This window comes from Pseudomonas frigoris (assembly GCF_047758635.1).
Lineage (GTDB): Bacteria > Pseudomonadota > Gammaproteobacteria > Pseudomonadales > Pseudomonadaceae > Aquipseudomonas > Aquipseudomonas frigoris.
On record NZ_CP180479.1, the window covers coordinates 3,535,037 to 3,554,822 of the forward strand.

General features: G+C 56.1%; 19 protein-coding genes and 1 pseudogene. 12 read left to right on the forward strand and 8 right to left on the reverse strand.

What is annotated here, in order from left to right; translation table 11 throughout:
* Nucleotides 1–8 precede the first annotated feature (8 nt).
* From ACMXYH_RS16140 to ACMXYH_RS16150, 3 genes are read left to right on the forward strand one after another with little or no spacing between them, the layout of a single operon-like run.
* Nucleotides 9–899 carry a hypothetical protein gene (locus ACMXYH_RS16140; protein ID WP_415764106.1) on the forward strand — a complete coding sequence of 297 codons (891 nt, stop codon included), beginning with the start codon at nt 9–11 and terminating at the stop codon, nt 897–899.
* On the forward strand, nt 892–1,755 hold the full coding sequence (locus ACMXYH_RS16145) for a hypothetical protein (RefSeq protein ID WP_415764108.1): 864 nt from the start codon (nt 892–894) through the stop codon (nt 1,753–1,755). The genes ACMXYH_RS16140 and ACMXYH_RS16145 overlap by 8 nt, the downstream gene beginning before the upstream one ends.
* A gap of 8 nt (nt 1,756–1,763) precedes the next feature.
* The gene (locus ACMXYH_RS16150) at nt 1,764–3,995 is read left to right on the forward strand and encodes a lipase family protein (protein WP_415764109.1); all 2,232 of its coding nucleotides are present in this window, start codon (nt 1,764–1,766) and stop codon (nt 3,993–3,995) included.
* Between the two features lie 74 nt (nt 3,996–4,069).
* Here the strand turns inward: ACMXYH_RS16150 and ACMXYH_RS16155 are convergent, their stop codons facing one another.
* A complete protein-coding gene (locus ACMXYH_RS16155) occupies nt 4,070–4,366 on the reverse strand; it encodes a hypothetical protein (protein WP_415764110.1) in 297 nt (98 codons plus the stop codon).
* A 508-nt stretch (nt 4,367–4,874) separates the two neighbouring features.
* Between ACMXYH_RS16155 and ACMXYH_RS16160 the strand changes: the two genes are divergently transcribed.
* Together ACMXYH_RS16160 and ACMXYH_RS16165 are read left to right on the forward strand one after the other, a co-directional pair.
* Complete coding sequence (locus ACMXYH_RS16160) at nt 4,875–5,144, forward strand: DUF2790 domain-containing protein (RefSeq protein WP_046047138.1); 270 nt, start codon at nt 4,875–4,877, stop codon at nt 5,142–5,144.
* 91 nt (nt 5,145–5,235) lie between these two features.
* A complete protein-coding gene (locus ACMXYH_RS16165) occupies nt 5,236–5,631 on the forward strand; it encodes a hypothetical protein (protein WP_415764111.1) in 396 nt (131 codons plus the stop codon).
* Here the strand turns inward: ACMXYH_RS16165 and ACMXYH_RS16170 are convergent.
* Entirely contained in the window at nt 5,628–5,897 is a 270-nt protein-coding gene (locus ACMXYH_RS16170; RefSeq protein ID WP_129444312.1) for a DUF1652 domain-containing protein, read from the reverse strand. The genes ACMXYH_RS16165 and ACMXYH_RS16170 overlap by 4 nt on opposite strands.
* A 305-nt stretch (nt 5,898–6,202) precedes the next feature.
* Between ACMXYH_RS16170 and eco the strand changes: the two genes are divergently transcribed.
* Both eco and ACMXYH_RS16180 read left to right on the forward strand, forming a co-directional pair.
* The gene (eco, locus tag ACMXYH_RS16175; protein WP_415764112.1) at nt 6,203–6,685 is read left to right on the forward strand and encodes a serine protease inhibitor ecotin; all 483 of its coding nucleotides are present in this window, start codon (nt 6,203–6,205) and stop codon (nt 6,683–6,685) included.
* A gap of 29 nt (nt 6,686–6,714) precedes the next feature.
* Complete coding sequence (locus ACMXYH_RS16180) at nt 6,715–7,020, forward strand: NIPSNAP family protein (protein ID WP_033055038.1); 306 nt, start codon at nt 6,715–6,717, stop codon at nt 7,018–7,020.
* A 24-nt stretch (nt 7,021–7,044) separates the two neighbouring features.
* Here ACMXYH_RS16180 and ilvA read toward each other — a convergent pair.
* Nucleotides 7,045–8,037, reverse strand: a pseudogene (ilvA, locus tag ACMXYH_RS16185) (threonine ammonia-lyase, biosynthetic); the annotation flags it as partial.
* 357 nt (nt 8,038–8,394) lie between these two features.
* On the opposite strand from ilvA, the gene ACMXYH_RS16190 reads away from it, so the two are divergent.
* Nucleotides 8,395–8,730, forward strand: coding sequence for a DUF2834 domain-containing protein (locus ACMXYH_RS16190; protein WP_282479177.1), 336 nt, complete (start codon nt 8,395–8,397; stop codon nt 8,728–8,730).
* Nucleotides 8,731–8,875: 145 nt separating this feature from the next.
* Here the strand turns inward: ACMXYH_RS16190 and ACMXYH_RS16195 are convergent, their stop codons facing one another.
* Both ACMXYH_RS16195 and ACMXYH_RS16200 read right to left on the reverse strand, forming a co-directional pair.
* Nucleotides 8,876–9,799 carry a magnesium transporter CorA family protein gene (locus ACMXYH_RS16195; RefSeq protein WP_415764113.1) on the reverse strand — a complete coding sequence of 308 codons (924 nt, stop codon included), beginning with the start codon at nt 9,797–9,799 and terminating at the stop codon, nt 8,876–8,878.
* Nucleotides 9,800–9,806: 7 nt separating this feature from the next.
* Nucleotides 9,807–11,381 carry a RimK family protein gene (locus ACMXYH_RS16200; protein ID WP_415764114.1) on the reverse strand — a complete coding sequence of 525 codons (1,575 nt, stop codon included), beginning with the start codon at nt 11,379–11,381 and terminating at the stop codon, nt 9,807–9,809.
* A 92-nt stretch (nt 11,382–11,473) separates the two neighbouring features.
* Here ACMXYH_RS16200 and rimI point away from each other — a divergent pair, with 92 nt between their 5' ends.
* Nucleotides 11,474–12,571 carry a ribosomal protein S18-alanine N-acetyltransferase gene (gene rimI / locus ACMXYH_RS16205; protein WP_415764115.1) on the forward strand — a complete coding sequence of 366 codons (1,098 nt, stop codon included), beginning with the start codon at nt 11,474–11,476 and terminating at the stop codon, nt 12,569–12,571.
* 23 nt (nt 12,572–12,594) lie between these two features.
* Here rimI and ACMXYH_RS16210 read toward each other — a convergent pair whose 3' ends face one another.
* Both ACMXYH_RS16210 and ACMXYH_RS16215 read right to left on the reverse strand, forming a co-directional pair.
* Nucleotides 12,595–13,746: a PQQ-dependent sugar dehydrogenase gene (locus ACMXYH_RS16210; RefSeq protein WP_415764116.1), complete on the reverse strand. Its 1,152-nt coding sequence runs from the start codon at nt 13,744–13,746 to the stop codon at nt 12,595–12,597.
* A gap of 51 nt (nt 13,747–13,797) precedes the next feature.
* On the reverse strand, nt 13,798–14,154 hold the full coding sequence (locus ACMXYH_RS16215) for a hypothetical protein (protein WP_415764117.1): 357 nt from the start codon (nt 14,152–14,154) through the stop codon (nt 13,798–13,800).
* 203 nt (nt 14,155–14,357) lie between these two features.
* Between ACMXYH_RS16215 and ACMXYH_RS16220 the strand changes: the two genes are divergently transcribed.
* Nucleotides 14,358–15,218 carry a Ku protein gene (locus ACMXYH_RS16220; protein ID WP_134420004.1) on the forward strand — a complete coding sequence of 287 codons (861 nt, stop codon included), beginning with the start codon at nt 14,358–14,360 and terminating at the stop codon, nt 15,216–15,218.
* Nucleotides 15,219–15,337: 119 nt separating this feature from the next.
* Here ACMXYH_RS16220 and lpxO read toward each other — a convergent pair whose 3' ends face one another.
* Nucleotides 15,338–16,237, reverse strand: a complete 900-nt coding sequence (lpxO, locus tag ACMXYH_RS16225) for a lipid A hydroxylase LpxO (RefSeq protein ID WP_415764118.1) — start codon at nt 16,235–16,237, stop codon at nt 15,338–15,340.
* Between the two features lie 496 nt (nt 16,238–16,733).
* Here lpxO and ACMXYH_RS16230 point away from each other — a divergent pair, with 496 nt between their 5' ends.
* Together ACMXYH_RS16230 and ACMXYH_RS16235 are read left to right on the forward strand one after the other, a co-directional pair.
* Nucleotides 16,734–18,323, forward strand: coding sequence for an ABC-F family ATPase (locus ACMXYH_RS16230; protein ID WP_415764119.1), 1,590 nt, complete (start codon nt 16,734–16,736; stop codon nt 18,321–18,323).
* A gap of 216 nt (nt 18,324–18,539) precedes the next feature.
* The gene (locus ACMXYH_RS16235) at nt 18,540–19,733 is read left to right on the forward strand and encodes an MFS transporter (RefSeq protein ID WP_415764120.1); all 1,194 of its coding nucleotides are present in this window, start codon (nt 18,540–18,542) and stop codon (nt 19,731–19,733) included.
* Nucleotides 19,734–19,786: the final 53 nt, after the last annotated feature.

Consider the following 19,786-nt stretch of genomic DNA (forward strand, 5'->3'; position numbering starts at 1 on the left):
AACATCAAATGAGAAGCCATTATTTTTCATACATTTTGAAGTCTGCTTTTTTTCTTGCTGTTCCTCTGATGGGCGCTTGCTCTTGGGCTGGGCAGGTGGCGAAGGATAGCGCTGAATCTGCAACCAGTTACTATGGCTCCGAATCTTTCACATTGATCGCGACAACCCCGGCTAATTTTGGATTTACGTCGAAAGCTCAATATGCACCGCGCGCAGGACAGGACTGCAAAACTTACGTACCTGGCTTGGGTGGAGAAGTCACCAGACACCAGCAAAAAACTGACCGGATCGACGTTAAAAATATCGAGCAAACTGAACGCTTCGATATACCTTTGGAATACCGCATCGCTGGATGTGTGATGGATTTGACGCATGTAGACACCCGCATCGACGGAAGTTACGGTCCTACCTCGTTAGATATTGGTGGTGACGGTGGCGGAATATCAATCAGCAACTCAACTGAGGAAGCTGCGCCCAAAGCAACTGACTCTGATGAGATCAAATTTCGCGGCATTTGCAGTTGGATGTTTCAATTAAGTGTCGCAAGAATCCAAAAAGATGGCATCTCCAAAATCCTCTCATGCACTGCAACAGACAAGCACTGGAGCGTGAACGAAGATCGTTATAGCAGAGGTAAGCCTGGTGGCACCCTGAGTCGTGATAGTTTGCCAGGAAAAGTAGTCCATTTTGAAATTCGCTTTTCACCTGAAGAAACACCTGCTTCGGACGGCAAATGGCAGAAGTTTCCGAACGGTTGGAAACCATGCTTGGGCAAGGGCGTTAATGACGTATACGGTTTTTGCCGAGGAAACACTAAGGATTTCAGACCCTTTAAGATGAATGGCCGCGAGTGCACCGTCTACCCAAATTGCACAGAGCAAGGAGCGTTTAATGAGTAACAATTTTTTTTCAGGCAGCGCCAAGTCTGTATTTTTTCTTGCTCTTCCACTGATGGGGGCCTGTAGCTGGGCTGGGCAGATGGCCAAAGATAGAGTCGAGGGCGTGGGCAGCTATTACGGAAGCGAACATTTCACACTCGTTGCCAGCGTTCCTCCAAATTTCGGCTTTACCTCCAAGGCGCAGTATTCACCTAAAGCAGGTCAGGATTGTAAGGTTTATAGCCCAGGCTTAGGGGGCTCGGTGACTCGACAGCAACAGAGATCCGATAAATTTCCGGCAAAAAACACAGAGCAGAAAGTCGCTACAGAGATCCCGTTGGAGTACCATATTGGTGGTTGCTCGATGGCGCTCACCAGAGTGAATTATGAAGTTAATGCCACATATGGAACCGACGATTGGGATCAGTCTTTGGACCATGCTGGTGGTTTATCGATCGTTAATGCCGCATTGAATAACTCGTCTACCTCCTCTTCTTCCGAGCAGCGTGGACTTTGCACCTGGCTGTTCCAGATAAGCACTGCTAAAGCTAAAAAAGGACAAATTGAAAAAATCCTTTCCTGCACATCTGCGGACACGGAATGGAAAATTCCAGAGGATCGTTTTAAGCGACGTAAGCCTGGAGCTGCACTGGTAAGAGGCGAACTGGCAGATAAAATCATTCCTATAACATTCAGGCTGTCGTCAGAAGAAAAACCTGGCTACCAAGCGTATTGGTATAAAGTTCCAAACGGTTGGAAACCTTGTACCGGCCGTTGGAATTCTGAAAGCGAAGAGCTATGTACAACTCCTCCAAAATTTAGAACCTTCAAAATGAATGGACGCGAATGCTCCGTATATCCTGGATGCAATGAATAAGGATTTTTATGCAAAACCAAGAAAGCCCATTGCTCGTAGATCAGCGCCGTGCGTGTCCAATGCGTGGAGAATGGATCAGTTTTCGGCTAGTTGATGAATTTGGAGATACCAAGTCTTATGCCGGACTAGATTACGTATTGACAGACTCAGAAGGAACGCAACACAAGGGTATATTGGATGCCGAAGCTTATGCTCGCCTATCTGGCAGTTACAACGGACCACTAATATTGACACTGTCCGAGCCGTACAAGGGTGCCGAGAAGATTTACTCTAATCTTACACAGCGCTCTGATTACCCTCTTCCTATAACTGAATTGCAGGTAGCAGCGGAAAAAACCCTACGCCGTCCTATCGGCAGCCCCGGAAAAACGGGCGCGTATCGAGCTGCAGCAGAAAAAGGCGAGTTCCACAACGTAGAAGTTCGTGAACTTGTTGAGTTCACAAAACACTTACCACCGGCAGCAAAACTATCCAACCCTGTTTCACCCGGTTGCGCCAAACTGGCTCGTGATTTCGCGGGTGATAAAGTGCCGGACTTCGGTGTAGGTCTGCTTCCGGAAAAACATTACGTTCTTGAAGTACGTGCGCTTCGCGCATTCCGACCTCTGCTGTCGTTAGCTCCTGAGTTCAGCGCTCTTAACCTGTATCAGTTGTCACTGCTGGCGACACTGAGCTATGGCGCCTTTGGTCAAGTTCCCGAAACGCTGGAGAAAGAGGAGAAGCCAAAGAAAGATTTTGCCTTCTCATACCCAAAAATCGGAACCGTTGGACATGTATTGAACACATGCCTTGCGTGTTACGAAGAGCCGATGCGTTACGCGGACTCGAAGAAACCGGCGTTCCCGCTGGTGGAAGACGTACCCTATTCAAAACGTCTGGAAATCGTTCCCTTTGACCCGGACCGTTATCCTCAAAATGATCCCTCATCCGGGGAAAACCAAGAAACACCGTCGTCAGTGCATTTTTTCAACGACGCTCGACAGGGAACAACTGACTGGACGAATACTGATACGCAAGCTTATGCCACGCACGATGATCGAGTTGTATTGATCGGAGTCAGGGGAACAGCCGAAGGTTGGGATGGCTGGCGAGATGCCGATGCTCAGCAAGTGCCAATTGAAGGCGGGACGGGGAAAGCGCACCAAGGTTTTTATGAAGCCTTTATGGCACTTCGCCCTTTCATAGCAGACTACGTTCGTCGTTTTCGACGAGACCAAAAAATTCTTGTCTGTGGCCACAGCCTCGGCGGTGCAATCGCATTGTTGTTGGCCGAATGGCTTCGCCAGAACATCACAGATGACGTAATTCTCTACACCTTCGGCTCACCACGTGCCGGCGATGCCGATTTCGTCGACGGGGCCAAAGCATTGATTCATCACCGCATCGTCAACCATAACGATCCGGTTCCTAGCGTTCCCGCAGGATGGATGGATACCAAGAAACCGATCTGGATCACCGGCCTCGCCGCAACCGTCTCGGGCGTTCTGACGCCGGCAGCTGGCGGTTTGGTATTCGCAGCCGGCATGGCTAGGTTTGGCGGGAAGCCCTATTGGCACCACGGAGAACAGCGCCACTTCATGCCATTGCAGCTACCGGGGCAGGTTGTTTCCTCTGTGTTGTGGAAACCTGGATGTGAAGGCTATGAAGAAGCCGCGATGGCTCGCTGCGTGGCCCAAATGAAAAAGAACGACATGCCTGATCGCAGCCAATTCATGGCACAGGTGTTCAGCGCCGCAGATCACAAGATGCTCGATGGCTATATTCCGTCTTGCTGGGCATCACTTCGACGCTGGCAGGAAACACAAACGACTGGCGGCTACGTCATCAGCTCGACGGAATCGAATCGTCTGAAACTCGAAGTGGAAACCTACCGTACTGAACTTCAGAAATGGCAGCGCAACGCCGATTCGGAGTTCCCCGGAGGGACTATCGAAGGCCGTCCTCAAGAGCGCGCCACGCCGTTGCAGCGTCGATCCACGATGTCTGATCTTCAGGAGCGTCAAACGGCGGTCAATCAGGCAGTGCGACACAATAAAAAAGAGCTGCAAGCCATCGAACTCACCATGCAACGGCTGACGTCTTTGAGCAGCACCAAGCTGACTATCGCTGACGTATATGGCGATTGCACTGAATTGCCAGAGCTGAAAACGCACATCGACCGGTGGGCCGCACATACGGAAAACCAAGCGTCGGTGCGAATTGCGCAGATTCCGCCGTCAACTTCAGTGAGCATGGCCTGATCAGGTATTCCCCTATTTGCAATCTCAATAAAAAATCCAGCCTCTAAAGGGCTGGATATTTTATCTGTGCGCCGTCAGACCGGCGCCTTCCACCCCATCATCTGCTGCTGCGCAACCACCAGCAAATCGCACCCATCCTGCGTCAGCAGATAAAGCGCATGAGTAATGTGCGGAATATCTTGAACATCACCGTTCTTGAAACACTGGCAATGGAGCGTTTCGAGTAACTGGCTGGCGGCTCGGACCCGCTGTAAAGCGGCTTCGAGAATGTCTTGGGGATCGGCCTCGGTGTCGATGACCATTGGGTTTGAGTCGGTAACGCTGCTTTTGATTGAGCGATAGCGATCAGGAAACGGATTAAACGTTGTCATTAGGATTACTCGAACGTCAGTTAAGTAACCGCCAGCACCGTGACCAAACGATGGGAGGCGGACTGTGTACAGGCTTGGTCAACCGATAACCCGCAAATCGGCTCGCCCGAAGGCGTCCAGCACACAGCCGCCATAACAACGCACAACGAAGACAAAGATGTCCGCGGGGCGAATGATGGCACATATGTATGCGGGATATCAGGTGACCAAACCTGCTCGCTGATTTTGCAGCGAGGTCAAACAGTAAACGCTGGTAGCCTGCCGGCGAAAGACGACAAAGAGTCCGACCGTGTAGGAACGGGCCGAACCTCCCTCAGTTTTTTTACCTACATGAAACCTCTGTCAGAAACCTCCTCACGACAGGCGGCATTCAGTCGGGTTAACCATCGCTTAACCCCGCGGTCCAAAACTTTACTGGACCGCACGCCCTCAGAGTTCTCTGACGCCCAGTGCGGCAGGTTCGACGCCAATACGTCGAGCTGACTTCCCCCCGCACCGGAGATCGTTCATGAACATGCGCACCTTGCTGATCACCACCGCCCTCGCCTGCACCGCGTTTGCCGGTCTGGCTCAGGCCAATGACACTTCATCCTCCCAGGCCGTGCCCTATCATTACGGCATGCCGCTGCACGTGGGCAAGGTCATTACCTTGACCGAACCGTCGACGCTGGACTGCAAAGTGGTCACAGCCGACATGAAGTACATCGACAGCACCTCGGGCAAGCCTGCGGAAATCTCCTATCGGAAGCTTTCTGACGCTTGCAGTTATCAAAACTGACGGAAAGGTCTGATTCAATACTTTGCGGTATTCCTGTGAGGGGTTCTGGCGCTATGCTCAGCGCCTCTCCCCACTGCCGCAAGGATTCGCCATGCAGTTATCGTTTCGTACCTTGTCGACTTTTACCGCCGCGCTGTGTTTTCTGTTGGCCCTGGTCTGGGGTTTGATGCCGGACAGGTTGCTGTCACTCTGGAGCATCGAATATTCGTTGGCGGTGGGCGTTGTCGCAAGGCGCAGTGCAATGCTGTTCGCGGCATTGGGCGTGATGTTTTATCTGGTTCGAAACGAGTCGCCTTCGATCACCCGCAATGCGCTGACCAATGGTTTCATGGTCGGCTGCTGGGGGCTGGCAGCACTGGGCTTTGGCGAATGGCTCAATGGCCATGCCGGTCCGGGCATATTGCTTGCTGTGGTGGTCGAACTGGCGCTGGGCCTGGCGTTTCTCCAGACCAAGCGCGTGTCGATGGAACTCGAAACCGTGGGTTAAAGCGCTTTCCGGTCTGGATGCAGGGTCCGGGCAATGGTTTGGTGCTGCATGTCAGAGCGCAGCCCAGCGATCAGGTCATTGATTTCTCGGCAGCCATTTAGCTGTTTGGCATTTATTCCTGTCTTCATTAGATCGAGGTGATCGGTTTCACGATCGGAATACACCTTGACGGTCATCGACAGGTCCGGCGACAGCGTGCATTGACAACGTTTCGGCAAAAAACTGCTTTCAATGATATTGCGAAGTTCCAAGGCAGAAAGAAACATGGCGACCCTCTCCTTAATGTGAGACTGCCAATCAACTATCGATACTGACGCAATGAAATCCCCGGTCAGCTTAAGACCAGCTTCAGCATAAAACATGCCTTGGATTTCGCACTGCAGCTCATCGGTAAATCAACGATTTAGCGAAACCGCACGTAAATAGCCCCTGCAATATGCAAGAAAGGCGTTGTGGTGCCCCTGCAATTTGCATACATCCAGCGACAAGTTTGCATTGGCCGACGACGCCAGTAAGAATGCGGCCACTCAAATCAGTATCCGCTGACCCCACTCGCAAGCAAGGAGGCATCATGGGTTCTTTGACCTGTATCACTACCGTCGGGCTGATTCTTGCCGGGCTGTCGACCATCGCTCACGCCGCGAAACTCGAAGAGGTTGCGCCGTTCCCGAAGCCCGAGAGCGGTTTCACCCGCCAGGTCATTCACCTTGCCCCACAGGCTCAGGAAGACGGCTACCAGGTCGAAATCCTCGCGGGCAAAACTCTGACCGTCGACTGCAATCGCCAACGCCTGGGCGGCATTCTCGAGGAGAAAAACCTCGAAGGCTGGGGCTACCCGTTCTACCGACTGGAAAAAGTCATCGGCCCGATGAGTACGCTGATGGCCTGCCCGGACGGCAAAAGCAAAAAGGATTTCGTGCCGGTGGTCGGTGACGGTTTCATGTTGCGCTACAACAGCAAACTGCCGATCGTGCTCTACGTGCCCAAAGACGTCGAAGTCCGCTACCGGATCTGGTCGGCGTCGAGCAAGGTCGAGAACGCCGTCCAGGAATAACCGTTCTATCCCGTTACAGGAGCGCCATTTTGATTACCTGCCACGTCAAATATGTGATCGATCCGTATCAACTCAGCGAATTCGAAGCCTACGCCAAAGCCTGGCTCGGCATCGTCGAGCGTTTGGGCGGTACGCACCACGGGTATTTCCTGCCTTCCGAGGGCGCGAGCAATATCGCCTACTGCCTGTTCAGCTTTCCTTCGCTGGCGGACTACGAAAGCTACCGGCATATCGCGATGACTGACGCCGAAAGCACCGCGCTCGTAGCTTCGCTGGTCGAGAAGAAGTTTATCGTCAGTTATGAGCGGACCTTCCTTCGCCCGCTGCTGGCCTGACACCGCTCACGCCGGGGCGCCGCTCAATGCGGCGCGCTCGGCCACATGGCGCAAACTGTCGAAATTGATATTGGCGCCTGAGTTGATCGCTACCAGTGTCTGATCACGGGCACCGGTCTGCGCCACGTATTTCTTGATTCCGGCCACCGCCAAGGCACCGGAAGGTTCGGTGATCGAGCGGGTATCGTCGTAGATATTCTTGATGGCGGCGCAGAGTTCGTCGTTGCTGACCGTCAACACCTCATCGACACAGAACCGGCAGACTTCGAAACCATACGCACCGATCTGGGCGACGGCCACACCGTCGGCGAACGTACCTACGGTTGGCAGGACAACTCGGTCGCCGGCCTGTAATGCCGCATATAAGCAGGCGGAATGCTCCGACTCGACGCCGATGATGCGGACTGCTGGTCGCAGGTATTTGACGTACGCCGCGATGCCGGCGATCAAGCCACCACCGCCCACCGGGACGAAGATCGCGTCCAGTGGACCTTGATGCTGGCGCAGGATCTCCATGGCCACAGTGCCCTGCCCCGCGATCACGTCCGGGTCGTCGAAGGGCGAGACAAAGGTACGACCGGTTTGCCGCGCCAGGTTCAGTGCATAGTCCAGCGCAAACGGAAAACTCTCGCCATGCAGCACGGCATCGGCGCCCCGACTGCGCACACCCAGCACCTTCAGTTCCGGCGTCGTACGCGGCATGACGATGGTCGCCGCAATTCCCAGTTCACGGGCCGCTAATGCCACGCCTTGAGCATGATTACCTGCGGAAGCGGTGATTACCCCGCGAGCCTTTTGCTCATCGCTCAACTGCACCAGTTTGTTGTAAGCGCCGCGGATCTTGAAGGAAAAGGTCGGCTGCAAGTCTTCGCGCTTGAGCAGGATCTGGTTACCCAAAACCTCGGACAGTGCCGGTGCTACCTGCAACGGCGTACGCACCGCGAGCTCATACACGGGCGCGGCGAGGATCTTTTTCACGTAGTGCTCAAGCAAGGTCTGCTGGGCGGTGGTGCTCATGGTTGTCTCCTGTCGTACACCGACTGTGTGTAGGAGCTGCCGAAGGCTGCGATCTTTTGATCTATCTTGCGGACGCCAAGATCAAAAGATCGCAGCCTTCGGCAGCTCCTACGCCGGTCGGCGTTGGTTCAAGACCCAGGAGACAGAAAGTAAAAACCCGCCTCTAGGGCGGGTTGGGTGCTGCAGTCGTGAGCTAGCCCGCCAAATAAGGAATGGCGGTAATAATGCTTGGCTGGCAGCGCAATACAGTGGAAGTCATGTCCGAAAATTAGCCGGGCGCTGATGGCAAGTCAATGGCCAATTTTCCTCGGCCTCTGTAGGCTGACGACTCTGCTCATTGTCCCAAGGAAGGAAACTATGAAGTCTGTCGCCCTGCCCCTCATTGCCCTGATCGCGTTCGCCGGCTACACCGTTTCGGTGATGCTTCAGGCCGAACAGTCATTGATCGACTTCGGCCTCAGCCTGATGTCGCGCCCCGACACGGCGCAGGTAGTGATTGATTTGTACCTGCTGGCGACGCTCGCGGGCATCTGGATGTACACGGATGCGCGCAAGCGTGGGCAGTCAGGGCTGTCGGTGGTGCCGTATCTTTTGCTTACCGCAATATTTGTGTCCATCGGGCCGTTGTTGTACTTGGTGGTGCGTGGGCTGCAGGATCGGAAGAAATCCGTAACCGTCCATCAAGAAGTCTGATCCTGAATTTGTAGTGCTGTTGAGATTGCCATCGCGGGCAAGCCCGCTCCCACAAGGGTTCTGTAGAGGACTCGGAGCTTGAGTACACCCTGATCAAAATGTGGGAGCGAGCTTGCTCGCGAAGGCGATCTGACAGCCGCCAAAGTTATTTCGCCAACCGTCTGAGCCCGAGCACCATCACTCCAGCCCCCATTATCATCGCAGTCAGAAACAGCGGATACGAAACCCACCAAGGCACGCCCGCCGTCATCATGCTGAACTCGGACATGCCGCCGATACTTGCAATCAGGTTCAGCGGCAAAAACACCACATTGATCAACGTCAGTTTGCGCAGCAGGTTGTTCATGCTGTTGTTCATCAGGTTGCCCCGGGCGTCGATCAGCCCGGAGAACACCGTGGAGTAGATTTCCGCCTGTTTGTAGCACTGGTTGTTTTCGATGATCAGGTCGTCGATCAGGCCAATGGCTTCGGCGCTGAAATGTTCCTTTGCGGCGTGATTGCGCAACCGGGTCAGGACTGCGCCGTTGCTGTGAATCGCGTTGATGTAATAGATCAGGCTTTCGCTGAGGTTGAACATCTGGATCAGGTGCTGGTTCTGCATCGACGCGTTGAATTTCTGCTGCAACTCCCGGGCAACCAGCTTGATCACCTTCAGGTGGCCCAAGTAGTGATGGATGTTGTTGAACAGCAGGTCGAGCAACACATCCAGCGGCCTGTTCAGGGGCTGGCGCATGCCGAGGCCACTGAGCGGCGAGTCGTCGGTGGCGATCACCAGCAAACGATGCTCGGAAAACAGCAAACCGCAGGACGACACTTCGAAGGCCAGGCTGCCGGCGCCGGAATAGTTTTCCGGGCGTTTCCAGATCAGGAACAGGTTGTCGGGGTGAAACTCGATGCGTGACACCTCGTCGGGGTCCAGGGCCGAGGCCAGGGCGTGTTCATCAACTTTGAAATGGCTGTGCAGCAGATCCCGTTCGGCCGCGTCGGGATTGCTGAACAACATCACGTCGGCGTCCAGCCGTTCGACTGCTTGCAGGGCACCGTGGCTCAGTTGAAAGCGCTTGATCATCCGCCGCTCACCAGGCCTGGCCGCGGCGCTTGAGTTCCAGGCGACGGACGAATTCTTCCAGCACAAGTGAATACAGATCGTCCTGCAAGTAAGCGTCTTCGACGCCGGCGTCCATGTTGGGATTGTCGTTGACCTCAATCACGACCACTTTGTCGCCGGACTGCTTGAGGTCGACACCGTAGAGGCCATCGCCGATCAGGTTCGCAGTCTTCACCGCCAGCTCCACCACCGCCCGCGGTGCTTCGTGAACCGCCAGGGTGCGGCATTCGCCATTGATGTCCTGGCCCTTGGCCTTGTGGTTGTAGATCTGCCAATGGCCCTTGGACATGAAGTACTGGCAGGCAAAGATGGGTTTGCGGTTGAGCACGCCGATACGCCAGTCGTATTCGGTGTAGAAGAATTCCTGAGCCAGCAACAGCACCGAATGCTCGAACAGTTCGGCCGTGGCGTCGAGCAAGGCTTGCTGGCTTTCGACCTTGATCACACCCCGAGAGAAACAGCCGTCGGGGATCTTCAGCACCAACGGGAAACCGAGGCGCTCGCCGACCCGTTCAAAGTCTTCCGGTCGCTCCTTATAGAGAATCTCGGTGGCGGGCATGCCCAGTTGATGACTCTTGAGCAGATCGGTCAGATACACCTTGTTGGTGCAACGCAGAATCGACGCCGGGTCGTCCATCACCACCAGCCCTTCGCTCTCGGCTTTCTTGGCAAAACGGTAGGTGTGGTTGTCGACGCTTGTCGTCTCGCGGATCAGCAGCCCGTCGTACTCGGCAATACGTGCGTAGTCCTTACGCTCGATCAGCTCGACGTCGATGCCCAACGTCTTGCCAACCCTGACGAAGTTGTCCAGCGCCTTGGCATTCGACGGCGGTAACGCTTCCTGGGGATCGTGCAGGATGGCCAGGTCATAACGGGCCAAACGCCGGGAACGCGGCACGCGCCAGATCTTGCGACTGAAACTGTCGAGTGAGTGGGCGAACTGATCTTCCTGATCTTCGCGTAACTTATGTATGGCGCCGGACTTTACCCCTTCAATGTGCCAGCCATTAGTTCGGCGAAATTCAACTAACAATATCGGACACGGAAACAATTCAAACAACTGTCGTGCCAGATCCTGTAATGGCTCGATATGAGTCTTGCCAAAGTAGAGCGTCAGGGTAAAGCCTTCGGTATCGCTGTAAAGATGATGACTGAGGGCTTTTTCCAGGGTTTTATCCAGATCATCCAGGGCCAGGCCGTACAAGGATTTTCGAGTCAGTTCGCTGATGGTCCGCACCGACGGTATCACCTTGTGCCCACGGGCTTCGGCCAGCAGCGAGCAGTAGTAACCGTGCCCCAGGTACTTGTAGCTGCGGCACAGGTTGATCACCTGGACCCGCTTGCCCTGCTCGTTGGCCCGGGGTTTCTCGAGGTATTCCTGAGCGCTGACGATGTCTTCACTGGGGAAGTAGGAGGTCCAGTCTTCCTTGCGCTCGACGATGATAATCAACTGACTGGAAGTTCTAACACTGTCATTTAAATAAGTTGCTGCCGGCAAAGTTTGCTCGGATACTTCGCGCCAATGACCCTGTACCGCTGACATAGTGATTGATCCGTTGGAGAACAAGACCTTTCCTATTAAGCACGAACTTTTTAGAAAGTCCCGTTTCGTTACGCAACTTTTACGGTGGTCATATGAACCTGGTTTTTCGCTTGGCGGTGGTTGAAGACTTACCGGCACTGCTGGAACTCGAACAACACTGTTTCACCACGGATCGGCTTAATCGTCGCAGTTTTCAATGGATGATCACGCGCGCCAATGGGCAACTGTTGGTGGCCCAGCGTGGCGAACACCTGGTCGGTTACGCCGTGGTGCTGTTTCACCGGGGTACTTCGCTGGCGCGCCTTTACTCGATTGCGATCGCCACCGAAGCTCGCGGCAGCGGCCTGGGCAAGCAATTGCTCCAACGCATCGAGGCCTGCGCCCTTGAGCACGACTGCGCCTACCTGCGGCTGGAAGTACGCATCGACAACCCGGCAGCGATTGCCCTGTACGAGCGCAACGGTTACCGACGCTTTGCACTGATCCACGACTATTACCAGGACCATGCCGACGCGCTGCGGCTGGAGAAGCGCATCCTCCAGCACCGCGACTCGCGCAACATCAAGGTGCCCTGGTACCCGCAGACCACCGATTTCACCTGCGGCCCGGCCTGTCTGCTGATGGCCATGGGCGCGCTGCAAGCGGATCGCGTGCTGGAGCGTCTCGAAGAACTGCAGATCTGGCGCGAAGCGACCACCGTGTTCATGACCTCCGGCCATGGTGGCTGCAGCCCTCAAGGCCTGGCGCTGGCGGCATGGCGACGGGGTTTTGGAGTGCGTCTGCAACTGAGCATGGCCGGGGCACTGTTTCTCGATGGCGTACGCAATGCGCATAAAAAAGAGGTAATGCGTCTGGTGCACGAGGAGTTTACGGCGCAGCTGCACACCACTGACGTCGAACAGGTGATCGGCGGGCCGCTGGATCTTCCGGGTTTACTGGACGGAGGTGGACAACCGCTGGTGCTCATCAGCAGCTATCGACTGACCCGTTCCAAATCGCCGCATTGGGTGATCGTCACCGATTGCGATGAAGAGTTCGTCTACCTGCATGACCCGGATGTCGATCACAGCCAGCATCGCCAACCCATGGACTGCCAGCATTTGCCGGTCAGTCATGGGGAGTTCGACAAGATGAGCAGCTTCGGGCGAGGCAAGTTGCGGGCGGCGGTAATTCTGTATGCCCGAACGTGACCAAAAACACCCAGGGAGTGGGTTTATTTAAGGCCTACCTTGTAAAGCGCCCCGTCGTCCTCGTCGGTCAACACATACAAATACCCGTCCGGGCCTTGCCGCACATCGCGAATGCGCTTGTTGAGTTCGCCCAGCAATCGCTCTTCGTGAACGACCTTGTCGCCATCGAACTGCAAGCGGATCAACTCCTGGCTCACCAGTGCGCCGATAAACACGTTGTGCTGCCAAGCCTTGAAGCGGTCAGCGTCGTAGAACGCCATGCCGCTGAGGCCGGGGGACTTTTCCCAGACATGGTGCGGGGCGACGGTACCTTCGGCGGTCTTGCCTTTGGCTTCCGGAATCGGCTGGCCGGAATAATTGATGCCATGGGTTGCCATCGGCCAGCCGTAGTTCTTGCCACGCTCGATGATGTTGATTTCATCGCCCCCCTGGGGACCGTGCTCGTTTTCCCAAAGGGTGCCGGTCCAGGGATTGAGCGCCGCGCCTTGCGGATTGCGCTGGCCGTAGGACCAGATTTCCGGGCGCACGCCCGCCTGACCGACAAAGGGGTTGTCATCCGGCACCTTGCCGTCCGGGTAGAGCCGCACGACCTTGCCTTGCAGCTTGTCGAGGTCTTGGGCGGTCGGCCGATCGTTGTTCTCGCCAAGGGTGATGAACAGATAGCCGTCGCGGTCGAACACCAGGCGCGAACCAAAGTGGTTACCGACCGAAAGCTTGGGCTCCTGGCGAAAGATCACTTTGAAATCCTTTATGGCTGTCAGGTCGTCAGACAGACGTCCGCGACCAACTGCCGTCCCGGCCTTGTCGCCCTCACCGCCACCTTCGGCATAAGACAAGTAGACCGTGCGGTCTTGCTTGAAGTCGGGCGACAACGCTACATCCAGCAAGCCGCCCTGCCCCTTGGCCCAGACCTTTGGCACGCCACTGAGCGGAGCGGAAAGATTACCGTCGGCGCTGACCACCCGCAGGTTGCCGGGCCGTTCAGTCACCAGCATCCCTTGGCGATCGGGAAGAAACGCCAAGGCCCAGGGATGTTCGAGCCCCTTGGTCATTGTCGTCACCTCAAGGGTGCCCTGTTCGCTTTTAAAATTCTGGGTTGGCGCCGCGAAAACAGGCGCCGTGACGGTGATCAGTGCGCTGGCACACAGTGTGGCCAGAAGGGTTTTACACAACATGCACGATTCCTTTTGTCGTTCGAATGGCTGGCAAGAACGCTGTCGTGCCGTTCAACGGTTGCTGGTGTCCGCGTCTCGATGAGGTGGATTGGGAATGAATTTCGGAGGGGTGGCGGGAGGCGAGCGATCCTGTGGATAGCGGTTGCCGACGCCACCATTATCAAGCGTCGGTGGCCGCGGCACGGGCACTGTATTCGGCCCACGAATGCTCGGCGCGCTGGGTTGCGTGCCTTGCATGCTGTTGGGATTGGCCCGGCGAATCGGGCTGTTGTAAGGATTACTGGTGTGGCCCGTCGGGCTCTGGACCAACAGCAATGAAGAAGGTGGCGATGCGGTGTCAGCCTGGGCCAGATTGCTCAGCACGCCACTCAACGCCAATGCGGTGCAGCCGAGCACAAATCTGTTCATGGGGAGCCTCTGGACATCAGCGTGGATAGGAACTTCGATATCACGCTACGCCCGGGGTTCGGATTTGTTAACTAAAACCTCCTTCACAAGATGTAACACGAGTTGACCTGACCGCCGATAAGCCCGCAGGACCGGGTCGCAGCCCGCTGAAACTTTTGCACAGCGTCACAGGTCACCTGAACATCACTCGCGAGAAGACGACCATGGCACGGGCAATCTGGAAAGGCGCGATCAGTTTCGGTCTGGTGCATATCCCTGTGGCGCTGGTCTCGGCGACGTCCTCGCAAGGGGTGGATTTCGACTGGCTCGACAGCCGCAGCATGGACCCGGTGGGCTACAAGCGCGTCAACAAGGTCACAGGCAAGGAAGTGACCAAGGAACACATCGTCAAAGGTGTGCAATATGAAAAGGGGCGGTATGTGGTCCTCAGCGAAGAGGAAATCAAGTCGGCGCACCCTCTGTCCACTCAGACCATCGACATCTTTTCCTTTGTCGACAGCGAGCAGATTCCCCTGCAAAACATCGATACGCCCTACTACCTCGCGCCGGATAAACGCGGTGGCAAGGTCTATGCGCTGTTGCGCGAAACGTTAAGCAAAACCAATAAAGTCGCCCTGGCTCATGTTGTGCTGCACACGCGTCAGCACCTCGCCGCGCTGATGCCGCTGGAATCGGCGATGGTATTGGTGATGCTGCGCTGGCCCGCCGAAGTGCGAAGTCTGGACACGCTGGAGCTGGGCAGTGAAGTCACCAAGCCCGAACTGGCCAAAGGTGAACTCGATATGGCCAAACGTCTGGTTCAGGACATGAGCGCAGACTGGAAACCCGAGGATTATCGCGACAGTTTTGAAGACAAGATCATGGCCTTGGTCGAGAAAAAGGCTAATGAAGGCAAGATCGAGGATGTGGAAACGGCGACTGGCGAAGAGGAACGGAAAACCGCGGATGTCATTGATTTGACCGAGCTGCTTAAACGCAGCCTCGGCGGTAAAAGTGCCGGCAAAACCAAAACGGCAACCAAACCGACCGCTCACAAAAAAGCCACGAAGACTTCTCGTGGCTGATTGAAAGTTTGCGGTGAATGTTATGACCTCTTCGCGAGCAAGCCCGCTCCCACATTAGATCGCGGTTAACTGTGGGAGCGGGCTTGCTCGCGAAGGCGTCATACGCCACAACGCGGAAATCAGATCAGCACGATAATCGCCAACAAACCACCAAAAATCGCCCACTTCTCCAGGTAATAGAGCTTGCGGTTGCGCTTTTTCAGCGCTTTGCCGCGCAGGCGAATCTTGTAGATTTTGGCAAACAAGCGGTTGATGCCTCCGGTCTTGTCACCGACATCGTTCGGTGCGCCCGCCGCCGACATCACGTTACGGCTGAACCAGCCATTGAACGCCGCCGCCCAGCGATACTTCATCGGCCGCTCCACGTCGCAGAACAGAATGATGCGGTTCTGCTCGGTGGTGTTTTCGGCGTAATGAATGAAGGTCTCGTCGAACATGACCGCTTCACCGTCGCGCCAGTGGTAGTTCTCGCCATCGACGTTGATGTAGCAACCGGCATCGTTCGGTGTTTCCAGGCCCAGGTGATAGCGGTAGGAACCCGCATACGGATCGCGGTGACGGACCAGTTTCGAACCCGGTGGCAGCTCGGCGAACATCGCAGCCTTGATCGAGCCGATGCTTTGCACCAGTTCGGTGGTGCGCGGACAGAGTTTCATGGCCGAAGGATGGCTGTCGCCGTACCACTTCAGGTAGAAACGTTTCCAGCCAGTCTTGAAGAATGAGTTGAAGCCGACGTCGTCGTATTGATTCGAGCGCTTGATCTCCCCGGCCCTGAGCAGGTTTTGGCCCTCGGCGCGAATGTCTTCCCAATGGTCCTGCAACGGACTCAGATCAGGGAAATCGGCCGGGTTCAGATAAGGCTTGTTGGGGATTTTCGAGAACAGATAAAGGAAGCAGTTGATCGGCGCGAGAAACGTCGAGTGATCGCTCAGTTGGCGGCCCAGCTTGTGACGCACGCGTCCGCGCAAGTGAACGTACGCAATGGAAACAACGTAAATAGCGGCAATGATCAATTTCACAAAAAATCGTCACATGTCAGAAGTGAACAAACTGCGTCCCTTGCCGGCCAATCGGCCCAAGGGTCTTGTGCAGTGTCTGAATACGAAACAACGGTCCCGATGGCGCGTCCTTGAGCCTATGCCGTCTGTCGGCATCAGGTGATAGTTGGCATTTTAGCTACAGTTTGTAACCAATAGTTAACCTTCAACTGTGAAAATCTGTCCACTGATGCTGCCAAAGTGGCCGTGCGGCCTTAACGCCCTATCGTTTAAAGAGCCAGACCAGTACAATCGCCGCCAAACATTACGCGCCCCCCTTGGTTGATGACGGGAATGAACCCCGTCTCAGCGCACTTCGACTCGGGCCAAGCGCTCCATATGCTGCTGTCCACTTATTGCCAGATGGACCTTCCGCTTCTGACCGGGATGCATTTCCTGTGGTTCGAAAACCGGAAACGGGTACTGAATCGGTACTGCCGCAACCCTAGCTACTCTGAATGCTTCGCAGGAAAAACCTTTGATCTCTACAGCTAACATCACGATGCAGTTCGGCGCCAAGCCGCTATTCGAAAACGTTTCGGTCAAATTCACCGCGGGCAACCGCTACGGCCTGATCGGCGCCAACGGTTGCGGCAAGTCGACTTTCATGAAAATCCTCGGCGACGACCTCGAGCCGTCCGGCGGCCAGGTCATGCTCGAGCCGAACGTGCGTCTGGGTAAATTGCGCCAGGACCAGTTCGCTTACGAAGAATTCACCGTGATCGATACCGTGATCATGGGTCACGAAGAGCTGTGGAAGGTCAAGGCCGAGCGCGATCGTATCTACTCGCTGCCGGAAATGACCGAAGAAGACGGCATGGCCGTTGCGGAACTGGAAACCGAGTTCGCCGAAATGGACGGCTACACCGCCGAATCCCGTGCCGGCGAACTGTTGCTGGGCCTGGGTATCGGCATCGAGCAGCACTTCGGCCCGATGAGCGAAGTGTCCCCAGGCTGGAAACTGCGCGTATTGCTGGCTCAGGCGCTGTTCTCCGATCCTGAAGTGCTGTTGCTCGACGAACCGACCAACCACCTGGACATCAACACCATCCGCTGGCTGGAAAACATTCTGACCCAGCGTTCCAGCCTGATGATCATCATCTCTCACGACCGTCACTTCCTGAACAGCGTGTGCACCCACATGGCTGACCTGGACTACGGCGAGCTGCGCCTGTTCCCGGGCAACTACGACGAGTACATGACCGTGGCGACCCAGTCCCGCGAGCAACTGCTGTCGGACAACGCCAAGAAGAAAGCGCAGATTTCCGAGCTGCAATCGTTCGTCAGCCGCTTCTCGGCCAACGCCTCGAAAGCCAAGCAGGCCACTTCCCGCGCGAAGGCGATCGACAAGATCCAACTGGCCGAAGTCAAGCCTTCGAGCCGCGTGAGCCCGTTCATCCGTTTCGAACAAACCAAGAAGCTGCACCGTCAGGCGGTCATCGTCGAGCGCATGGCCAAAGGCTTTGACGGCAAGACACTGTTCAAGGACTTCAGCTTCCAGGTTGAAGCTGGAGAGCGCGTGGCGATCATCGGCCCGAACGGTATCGGTAAAACCACCCTGCTGCGCACCCTGGTCAACGAACTGACCCCGGATGCCGGCACCGTGAAGTGGACCGACGCCGCGGAACTGGGCTACTACGCCCAGGACCACGCGCACGATTTCGAAGACGACTGCAACCTGTTCGACTGGATGGGTCAATGGACCCAGGGCGGTGAGCAAATCGTTCGCGGCACCCTCGGCCGGATGCTGTTCTCCAACGACGAGATCCTCAAGTCGGTCAAGGTCATCTCCGGTGGTGAGCAAGGTCGCATGCTGTTCGGCAAGCTGATCCTGCAAAAGCCGAACGTGCTGATCATGGACGAACCGACCAACCACTTGGACATGGAATCCATCGAGGCGCTGAACCTGGCGCTGGAGAACTACCCGGGCACGCTGATCTTTGTCAGCCACGACCGTGAGTTCGTATCGTCCCTGGCCACCCGCATTATCGAGTTGAGCCCTAGTGGCGTGATCGACTTCAGCGGCACCTATGACGACTACCTGCGTAGCCAGGGCGTTGTGTTCTAAGCGTTCGCTATAAATGAAAAGCCCTGTCCTGGTGACGGGGCTTTTTATTGTCTGAAGATCAAAAGATCACAGCCTTCGGCAGCTCCTTTGGAATGCGCCCCCCCCTGTAGGATCTGCCGAAGGCTGTGATCTTTTGATTTTCGTTAGCCTGCTTCCTTTTATTTGCAGCCCGCGCCATGATGCAGTTCTCCTACCGCCGCCCGCGAACGAGCCCTCATGTCTGTGCAGCAACTGCCACCACAAAGCTCCATGGCGATCACCCTGCAGATCGTCTCTATCGTCTTCTATACCTTTATTGCCTTCCTCTGCATCGGTCTGCCGATTGCGGTATTGCCGGGCTACGTCCACGAACAGCTGGGTTTCAGCGCGATCATCGCCGGGCTGACCATCGGCTCGCAGTACCTGGCCACCCTGCTCAGCCGCCCGATGGCCGGGCGCCTGTCGGACAGCATCGGCACCAAGCGGGCGATTGTTTACGGGTTATCAGGGATTGTGTTGAGCGGCGTGCTGACGTTGATTTCAACGCTGCTGCAAAGTTTTCCGTTGCTGAGCCTGCTAATCCTGATCGCCGGCCGCTTGTTGCTGGGGATTGCCCAGGGCTTGATCGGAGTCGGCACCATCAGTTGGTGCATGGGTCAGGTGGGCGCTGAACATACCGCGCGCTCGATCTCCTGGAACGGCATCGCCTCCTACGGCGCCATCGCCATTGGTGCGCCGCTGGGTGTGGTGATGGTCGGCGAGCTGGGGTTCGCCAGTCTTGGGATCGCGCTGTCGGTGCTGGCGCTGGCGCTGGCGGCGTTGTTGCTGATCCGAAACAAACCCTCGGTGCCGGTGATTCGCGGCGAACGCCTGCCGTTTTGGGCGGTGTTCGGGCGCATTGCGCCGTTCGGCGCGAGCCTGAGCCTTGCCTCCATCGGTTACGGCACGCTGACCACTTTTATTACCCTGTATTACGTCAGCCGTGGCTGGGCCGGTGCGGCTTATTGCCTGACGGTATTCGGCGCGTGTTTCATTCTGGCGCGACTGTTGTTCATCTCCAGCATCAGCCGTTTCGGTGGGTTCACCTCGGCCATTGCCTGTATGAGCATTGAAACGGTGGGCCTGGCGTTACTGTGGCTTGCGCCTTCGACCGGCTATGCACTGATCGGCGCAGGCCTGACCGGATTCGGTCTGTCGTTGGTGTATCCGGCGCTGGGGGTCGAAGCGATCAAGCAAGTGCCCAATTCCAGTCGCGGGGCGGGATTGAGTGCTTACGCGGTGTTTTTCGATCTGGCGCTGGCGATTGCCGGGCCGTTGATGGGCGCGGTGGCGTTGAACCTGGGGTACACGTGGATTTTCTTCAGCGCGGCGTTGCTGTCGGTGACCGGCCTCGGTTTGACCCTGTTACTGAAACGCCGCGCAATGGCCTGACGCTGCAATCCACTGTGGGAGCGGCGGTGCGGCGATCCGACTTGCTCGCGAAG